At 50.0% G+C, this 8,676-nt stretch carries 9 protein-coding genes; 3 read left to right on the top strand and 6 right to left on the bottom strand.

The window, feature by feature from the left end:
* Positions 1–187 precede the first annotated feature (187 nt).
* Together Mal48_RS23025 and Mal48_RS23020 are read right to left on the bottom strand one after the other, a co-directional pair.
* Positions 188–2,338 (bottom strand): terpene cyclase/mutase family protein, encoded by a 2,151-nt coding sequence (locus Mal48_RS23025; protein WP_145205560.1) that lies wholly within the window; start codon positions 2,336–2,338, stop codon positions 188–190.
* A gap of 388 nt (positions 2,339–2,726) precedes the next feature.
* A complete protein-coding gene (locus Mal48_RS23020; RefSeq protein ID WP_145205557.1) occupies positions 2,727–3,896 on the bottom strand; it encodes a hypothetical protein in 1,170 nt (389 codons plus the stop codon).
* 48 nt (positions 3,897–3,944) lie between these two features.
* Between Mal48_RS23020 and Mal48_RS23450 the strand changes: the two genes are divergently transcribed.
* Positions 3,945–4,118: a hypothetical protein gene (locus Mal48_RS23450; RefSeq protein ID WP_197441928.1), complete on the top strand. Its 174-nt coding sequence runs from the start codon at positions 3,945–3,947 to the stop codon at positions 4,116–4,118.
* A gap of 170 nt (positions 4,119–4,288) precedes the next feature.
* Positions 4,289–5,668, top strand: a complete 1,380-nt coding sequence (bioA, locus tag Mal48_RS23015) for an adenosylmethionine--8-amino-7-oxononanoate transaminase (protein WP_145205554.1) — start codon at positions 4,289–4,291, stop codon at positions 5,666–5,668.
* Here the strand turns inward: bioA and Mal48_RS23010 are convergent.
* Together Mal48_RS23010 and Mal48_RS23005 are read right to left on the bottom strand one after the other, a co-directional pair.
* A complete protein-coding gene (locus Mal48_RS23010; RefSeq protein ID WP_145205551.1) occupies positions 5,651–6,040 on the bottom strand; it encodes an Hsp20/alpha crystallin family protein in 390 nt (129 codons plus the stop codon). The genes bioA and Mal48_RS23010 overlap by 18 nt on opposite strands.
* Positions 6,033–6,548, bottom strand: a complete 516-nt coding sequence (locus Mal48_RS23005) for an Hsp20/alpha crystallin family protein (RefSeq protein WP_145205548.1) — start codon at positions 6,546–6,548, stop codon at positions 6,033–6,035. The genes Mal48_RS23010 and Mal48_RS23005 overlap by 8 nt, the downstream gene beginning before the upstream one ends.
* A 590-nt stretch (positions 6,549–7,138) precedes the next feature.
* On the opposite strand from Mal48_RS23005, the gene Mal48_RS23000 reads away from it, so the two are divergent.
* Positions 7,139–7,333 (top strand): Flp family type IVb pilin, encoded by a 195-nt coding sequence (locus Mal48_RS23000; RefSeq protein WP_231739804.1) that lies wholly within the window; start codon positions 7,139–7,141, stop codon positions 7,331–7,333.
* Between the two features lie 143 nt (positions 7,334–7,476).
* Here the strand turns inward: Mal48_RS23000 and Mal48_RS22995 are convergent, their stop codons facing one another.
* Positions 7,477–7,965, bottom strand: a complete 489-nt coding sequence (locus Mal48_RS22995) for an FHA domain-containing protein (RefSeq protein WP_231740036.1) — start codon at positions 7,963–7,965, stop codon at positions 7,477–7,479.
* 221 nt (positions 7,966–8,186) lie between these two features.
* Positions 8,187–8,507 (bottom strand): non-heme iron oxygenase ferredoxin subunit, encoded by a 321-nt coding sequence (locus Mal48_RS22990; RefSeq protein ID WP_145205542.1) that lies wholly within the window; start codon positions 8,505–8,507, stop codon positions 8,187–8,189.
* Positions 8,508–8,676: the final 169 nt, after the last annotated feature.

Here is an 8,676-nt window from a genome sequence, read left to right as displayed (position 1 = left end):
GAGTTCGTCCTGAAATTGTCAACTTCCACCCGCAGCTCGAGCATCTTTCGAACTGATATTCAGTGTCGACTTCCCCCCGGTGACTCACCGGAGGTAAACGACTACCCAAGATGCAGCGATATGACTGCAGACCAATCGTGAATTTGCTCTAGCTCTCGTGAGGATGAAGACGACATTGTTCTCCGAGCTATTTCTTCTCTCCCGATTCCGATGTCATCAGGTGGGAATACCTCGCCAGGGCCATCAAGGGGAAATAGTGTCGATAAAGATGATAACGTAAGTAGAAGACTCGTGGGAACCCGGTCCCGGTGTACCACTCTTCCTGCCAAGTTCCGTCAGAGGTCTGTGTTTGCAACAAATATTGAATGCCGTTGTAAACTTCAGCGGACTTCGTTTCCCCGCCTGCCATGAGCCCCATCAAAGCCCAAGCCGTTTGAGACGGCGTTGTCGGGCCGGTCCCGCGCAAGTTCGGTTCGTCATAAGTTCTTGCCGTTTCGCCCCAGCCTCCATCTGCTTGCTGGAAACGTTTGAGCCACTCCACGCCTCCCTGAATACGATGATCGCTCGTCGGAATTCCAAACTCAGTCAGGCCGACCAGGACCTGCCAGGTTCCATATAAATAATTGACACCCCAACGACCGTACCAAGAGTGGTCCGACTCCTGTTCATCCCAAATAAAGTCGACCGCTTTCATGAACATTTCTTCAGAAGTGTTCAGCCCCAGACGTGCATACATCTCCAGCGTACGAGCAGTGATGTCGGCAGTGGGTGGATCGATCATTGCGTTATGATCTGCGAATGGAACCCGAGTTAAAACTTCCCGGTCATTGTCGGCATCAAAGGCTGCCCAACCGCCATTGCGGCACTGCATGGCAGCCACCCATTTCACCGCACGCCGAATTGCAGCCAGCATCGGTTCGGCCCGATCCATCTTCGAGAGGAACTGTTGTACGGATTCACCTTTCCCGGTGACCATCATTTGTAGTTCAGTCGATGAAAAATCTTCTCCTGGTTGCGACTTGATCATCTTTGACGACCAGCTTTTGTCGAGCTCGTTACCTTGCCCAGGAAGGCAACGAGCGAGCGCCATCGTCACCATGATAGTATCGTCGATATCTGGATAGAATTCATTATTGAATTCAAAATACCAGCCAGCAGGCTCAACATCAGGATGAGCTATCGACCAATCACCCGGGTCACGGACTTCCTTGGAAAGTAACCAGTCAACCGCTTTTTGAATCTTCGGATGATCCGCAGGGACTTCTGCTTCACGCAATGCGTTCACTGCGATGGAAGTGTCCCACACCGGAGACCGACACGGTTCCAGTCGGATCGTGCCATTTTCTTCGATCGTCAACTTCTCCAGTTCGTTCAGAGCTGTCTGGATCTCTTTCGAATCTTCTTCATACCCTAAACATCGCAGCCCAATGATGCTCCAGATAATCGGAGGAAAAATTGCGCCGAGTCCATCGCTCTTCTCAAATCGTTCCAGAATCCAATGATGAGCCGTTTGAACCGCACGTTTGCGGAACGGATTGAGATGGAAACGCTCGACTGTTTTCCAGACTCGATCAATTCCCCGAAAGACAGCTGCCCAGGGAATCCAGGTTTTTGATTTCAGATCATCAAGTTGATCAGAAGGGGGCATCGACACTGGCATCTTTTCTGGAGTCTGACAGAAAATTTCATCGATGCGGTGTTCGACTGAGAGTTGAGTCTTTGGTTGAAAGGCCCATAACAAGCTGAGCGGAACGACAATCGTTCGGGACCAGGAAGACATCTCGTAAAGATTGATGGGACTCCAGTTCGGCAGGAGTGTCAACTCTGGCGGGACAGCCGGACATTGCCGATAAGTGATGATCCCCAGCAAAGCCATGTAATAACGAGTGAAGCTGTTGACTCGTTCAGCTCCACCAGCAGCCAGAATGGCGAGCTTCGCACGTTGCATCGGTTCTGATTCGGGGTCGTATCCGGCAATCTTCAGGACCCAATACGCCTTGACGGAACTACTGATTTCTAAAGGCCCGCCGGGATATAACGCCCAGCCTCCTGTAGAGAGTTGTTGCTGAAAGATGTAACGGGCACACTTTTCGACAATCGGAGAATTCGCTCGTCCCAGCCAAACCAGCAGCAGGACATACTCTGATTCGAGAATCGTGTCCCCTTCCAGTTCTCCCAACCAGTATCCATCGGAAGACTGATGCTCAAGAAGCCAATCGCGAGACGCATTAATGGCACTTTGCAAGCCAGCTGGTAAGTCGTGAGTCTCTGACTCAAACAGCCGTTCGAGTCGATCCGTTGTTGGAAGACCAGCCCAGTCTTGATCACCTGAATTCATTTCAGGACCTTTTCACTTTCACTATAAGGAGGGGGATCCATATCCCGGTGTTGACCAATTTGCCATTCTAAGAAGCCCTGACAAGACTCCTGAAATCAGAGCAATACACTCGATTGCAGACCACTTGCTCAGGTTTTATTAGAGAGGACAAGAGCGTTGCTTTTCTCTGAACACTCGACTTTTCGGATGAGGTAAATCGGATGAGGTAAAATTGTGTGAAGCAGCATTCCACTTCAGTGTCCCACATTGTTGATCGGTACGCTACTCAGCTGAGTACCCTGTTGAGCACATCTTCCGAGTACAATCTGGCATTCCCAAATTTCCTTTTCCTGGAAACGGCCTGACAGACTGTCTGGATAGTAGGATAAGACTGAAAAATGAGGCAAGATCAATCGTCATCAGGCTTTTTGAAGATCGCTTTCAATTCAACCTCGACTGTCGGCTGCTTTCTCAAATTGGTGGAAAGCTGAAGAGTTTCAGTCCAATCCCCCAGTTCCAGACCTTCGATCTCGACCTCGACACGAAAGCGAGACGCTGTCTCCTCTGGAATCATCACCGAGACATTCTCAGGCAACTGAGACTCTTCGAGGCTTAGCTGAAACTCTGCTTCTTCCGAGTGAGTCAGGAAGATTGTTCGTCTTCGTTTTTCTCCCAGCGGAATCCGACCAAACTGAATCTGTTTTGGAAACAGAATCGGAGCACGTGCTCGGCGAACGAGTTGCATTTGAGCAGAGTCAATAATTGTGCCGTCTTCATGATTCATAAATTCGACCTCATACGTTTCCCTTTTCCCGGTTGCCGAGAGATCTCCCGCCACTTGGACAGAAAGCAATGAAGTCCAAACGGTTTTCCAGATCCCCGTCTCAAGTTCAATCGGGCCGACTGACCGAACCGTTTTCACTACAGAAACTCCTTCGGGAAGATGCTTGATCGTCGGCTCGGCAGTGACACCATCTTCGCTGCGATAGATCCGCTCGATAGTCAGTTCCCTTGTCAAACCCTGTGTCACTCCGAGATCGGTCTCGCAAACGAGGACCAGCGGGAAGACTTTCAAATCTCGATAAACCTGCAACTCACACAGTACGTTTTGCTCGATCCTCCCGTCAGCTGCCGATTGAAACTCAAACCGGGCCTGATAGTCCTGAAGTGATTCCGTCAACGGAGGTCCTGCATCAACATTCAGCAAAACGGTCTCGTTCACTCCAATCTCCAGAGGCTCCCCCTTGGGCAATTTGCGTCCCTCAAAAGTGACTCCATAACAAGAGCAACCCGTCCCCACTAATTTCAGCGTCTGAACCTTTCCAGTCGAGTTCTCAACGACAATCGGACACTTGATAACGTCCGCCATCTTCTCGGCAGCCTGAATCTCGCTGAGTAATAGAGTCTGTGCCCGAACCTTCTGCGGAAGGATCAAAGAAACCGAAGGATTCGACCTTGTGCAACCACTCGAAAACAACAGGCCGAAAACGAATCCATAGACCGCCGACTTGTGAGAAATCATCGCCTGCCAGCGAACCTGTAAGCGCGAACCAGACTCAACAGAGATTGTCATAACCATCAAAAGAAAAACATTGTTGGCAAAACTATCAATCTTAATGCTTGAGAGATGTCGCGAGAAGTCGACACCAGCCATCGCCTCAACACGTTGTTACGCCCCACCGACTCGGCTGCGACTCGATTGCGACTCGGTTACAGCCCGGTTACAGCCCGGTTGATGTTGATTGTGAGAACTGGCGATGTTGACTACTTTGTGCGGGAAACGTGCGACTGCAGTAAATAGCTCATGAACAATGCCTTTCTTCTCTCGAATGAAAGGACTCATCAGGACTGCTTCGCCCACAATCACAGCATGCTCAACCAACAATTTCCCGCCTCAGGGAACCCGGTTTGAGTCGGTCACGCCTTGAAATGTCCGGCGGAAACGTACGAAATATAGAAATCGAACAGATAATGACGACACCAACAACTCCGGAACAACTCCGACAATGGGACAACGACCACGTCTGGCATCCCTTTACGCCGATGCAAGCTTACCGTGAAGAAGATGCTCCGATCATTGAACGAGGAGAAGGCTTTTCGCTCTTCGACGTCAACGGAACCGAATACCTTGATGGGATCTCTTCGCTCTGGTGCAATGTTCACGGTCATCAAGTCCCCGAAATTGATGCTGCCATCAAGGAGCAACTCGGAAAGATCGGTCACTCAACTCTGCTGGGGCTCTCGTCCACACCCAGCATTGAACTGGCGAAGAAACTCGTTGAGCTGACACCTGAGAATCTCACCAAAGTTTTTTACACCGACAGCGGAGCCACTGCAGTCGAAGCAGCGCTGAAGATTGCGTATCAGTACCATCAACAGAAGAAATCGGGACCGGAAGATCGGCGCTTGTTTGGGACCGTGCGAGGGGCGTACCACGGAGACACCATCGGCTCGGTCAGTGTCGGCAGCATGGAACTGTTCCATTCCATCTACGGAAAGCTGCTGTTCGAAACAGTCACAGTCCCGTCACCAGCGGTGTTGCATCGTCCAGATGGAACCTCAGCCGCGGACTCAATCCAACACTGCTTCGACGAAGCTGAACGCATCATCACGGAACATGGAGATCAACTTGCTGCTTTTATTGTTGAACCTCTCGTCCAAGGTGCTGCCGGTATCCTTGTTCACCCTCAGGGTTATCTAAAGCACCTCCGCGAACTCACTTCCCGTCATGGAATCCCGCTCATTGCTGACGAGGTTGCTGTTGGATTCGGCCGAACAGGGACTCTGTTTGCGTGCGAACAAGAAGAGGTCCAACCGGACCTGATGTGTGTCGCCAAAGGCCTCACCGGTGGCTATCTTCCGGTTGCTGCAACATTGGCGAGCGACGAAATTTTCGAGGCGTTTCTGGCTGAACCGGCAGCCGGAAAAACATTCTTCCACGGTCACACATTCACAGGCAATCCACTCGGTTGTGCAGCCGCGCTCGCTTCCATTGAGTTGTTCGAACAGAACTCGATCCTTGAGAAGACTCAGCAGAATGCGGCGATCATGGCAGAAAAGCTGAAGCCTCTGGCGGACCATCCGAATGTCGGAGAGGTTCGACAAAAAGGAATCATGGTCGGGATTGAACTGGTCGCCCGTCGCGATCCTGTCGAAGCGTACCCCACGACACAAAGGACCGGTCACCTGGTGACTTTAGCTGCCCGAAAACGCGGCGCGATCCTTCGTCCGCTCGGAGATGTTGTCGTGCTGATGCCCGCCCCGGCGATGCCACGAGAGTTAGTAGAAAGACTGTGTGACATTGCCGTCGATGCCATCGTCGAAGTGACGGAATCAGTCCGTTTGAATTGAAATTTTCCTCGGCTCAGCACGCGGAACTTTTGGTAACGTCACTTCGAGGACACCATTCGTCAGCTTGGCGGAAATGCGATCATGGTCGACATCATCGCTCAAAATGAACGAGCGAAGAAAATCACCATGATTGTATTCCTGGTGCATCAGGACGGCATTCTCGGGAAGTTCCTCGATCACACGTCCAAACAGGGTTAACCGATTGTCTTGAACCTGCAGCTCCAGATTTTCTGATGAGACACCCGGCAAGTCTGCGCGAAGTACCAGGCCATCTTCCGTTTCGAAGATGTCGATCGGAGGTGTCCGGACCCATCGTTTCTGTAAAGAGTCAGCGATTTCTTGCTGATCTTCAGGAGTAGGGAGTTCATTCATCGTTCGTTCCCTCCTTCTCACTCTGTACTTCCATGGACCGAGACTCGGTAGACTGTTCGTCTTCCGACTTGCCCCCAATAACATGAATCTGTTTTCTCTCGACCGAGGGTGCTTTCGGAAGATAAAGCTTGAGAAGTCCGTCAGTCAGTTCGGCTCGAATATTGTCATCATCGATTCGTTCGGGAACGGTGATGGTTCGCTCCCATGTTCCAGAGAGACGCTCGCTACGACGGAACCGATCTTCTGAGATTTCACCCAGGGTATCCCGGGTTCCCTTCATCGTGACCAATCCGTTGGCAACACTCAAATCCAGGTCTTTGGCCTCTGTTCCGGGAAGTTCAGCTGTGATGAGGTATTCGTCACCAATCTCATAAAGATTGACCGAGGGAAATGGTCGACCGAACCGTGGGTTCTCGAAGACAATATCAATTCCCCTTACCCAGCGATCCACTTCACGTTCAAGATCGCGGAATGCTTCCAGAGCACTTCCCCATCTGAATATAGGCATTGTACTGGTTCCAACGGTGTGAGTGGTTGTCGGGGGGAAATATCGAACAGCGTGTCGTGTTTCAGGAATTGCAAATGCTGCGCCAGCAAAAAAACGGAAGCGCATCGAACGAACGTAAACTATTCCCTTATAAGAAGATAGTACACTTGCCGGCGATTGCAAGGAGAAGCCTGCAATCTTCAAAATCCTGTCTTTCTGGCAGAGTTGCGTTCTCGTTTTTTCAGTTTGGGCATGAATTTTCGTCAAATCCAAAGGATTCGATTTGACTCTCAAATTTCTGGACTTACCTTCAATTAGGCTCTGCTGAGCTTTGTGTTTTACATTGAGAACTGCGAAGTCGACTCGTTGGAATTGCGTAAAGACTCCCCCGCAGGCTAGCAGAGAGAAACTGATCCGAAACTCCCATCGAGTTGAATGCGTCATACACTTTCAGGAATTTGGCACTCTCGTTGGTGTGCGATTGAGCCGATTTCGAGTGACATTTTTTCCATAGCCGAACCCAATAATGTTTCTGAATTCTGCGTCAATCTGCTGCTGGCGTTAAAAGCAAGAACATGATACGACTTTAAACATCAACTTGGACTCATTCCGTGAATACTCAAACCCTGGCTAAGCTAAAGTCCTTTTTGAAGGATGAAAGTGGCCCAACATCTGTTGAATATGCCGTGATGCTGGCATTGATCATCGGAATTTGTATCGTCTCCGTTCGCGCGCTTGGAAACAGCCAATCGGGAATGTGGGGCAACACTACAAATAAACTTGAAGAAGTTGGGTTTATTGAGTAGAGCGTATTCAATGCTTGATTACTCAATACTCACCGGGCCATAAAAATAGCTTCCAAGACCTCAGAGGCTGCTCGCCATGAGGCAGAAGGTGAAATCCAGAATTGGATCTCCGCTTAAAAGAACTCTGCTCAACGACCAACCGGTCATTCTTCATCTGAATCGATAATCTGCTGCTGAATCGACTCTTCGATAATGAATTCTTTGCTTTCCTCAGGAATCGCCACAGGATGCTCCAGACTGGGTGGAGCGACATTCAGGAACTTGTTTGGTGCATCCTTCTTCGGTGCCATCTTCTCTGACGTTTCCGAGATGGTATTTTCGGGGCGCTGAACTGGCACTCCCTGATCAGAGCTATGTGGCTGAAATCGAAAGCCGACATCGCCAACCCATAGCTCATCCCCAACTTCCAGAGGGAGTTCCGGGTCCGCTTTTTGTTCGTTGACCCGCACACCGTTCATGCTCCCCAGATCTCTCACGAGGTAACTCTCGTTGATTTGAGCCAGACAGCAGTGCTTTCGAGAGACTTTTCGGCTCTGAGCCAAAACGATGTCGCACTCGTGGCTGCGACCAAAAAACACCACAGCTTTGTTGATGATGATTGGTGCCCCATCATCCAGCGATACAAGAATCATTGGCACGGCTTCACCTCAACAACGTATGAGCGTCTGTCACATCGAATTCGAATCTCACCATCTCGTTGGAAACAGAATTGACCTGGCCCGAGATCTGTGATGAATAAGCAAACTCTTCCATATGAATCATAGCGACCAATTCCTGCCTGAGTCACTCAATTCTTGTGAATTTCAATGCATTCAATGAGACACATCCATCAATCAAATTGGTCGACAACTTGTTAATCGTCATATTCGACGTAAATCTCCCCATTGCGAATCTCAACAGGGAAGGTTCTGACAGGTTCCGTTGCCGGCATTTGCGTCGCTGCGCCAGTTTTGACATTAAATTTCGCGCCGTGACGTGGGCACGTTAGCTCACAACCATCGAAATCCCCATCAGTCATCGGCTGACCGTCATGAGTACAAATATCTTCCACACAGTAGAAATCATCCCCTGCCCGCAAAACGAGGGCAGAAACTTCATCTCCCAAGATGACCGAAAGTCGCCCCACATCCGGGATTTCGGAAACCAGTCCCACTTTTTCGAAATGATCACTCATCTTTTATCCAACCGAGATTCAGTAAAATTCCGTATTATCGAGTCCCACTCGCAAGGTCTCTTATTAGAACTGATCCTGAAACCTGAACTTGCACTCTCAAACGTTGAGATAAGCAGCTATTTCAGAGGTTTCCGGACTGTTTTTTAAAAGTCACAACAAGAGGAGTTCC

The organism is Thalassoglobus polymorphus, from assembly GCF_007744255.1.
GTDB classification, from domain to species: domain Bacteria; phylum Planctomycetota; class Planctomycetia; order Planctomycetales; family Planctomycetaceae; genus Thalassoglobus; species Thalassoglobus polymorphus.
Note: the sequence above shows the minus strand (reverse complement) of the source record. Positions and strands in the feature narration are given on the sequence as shown.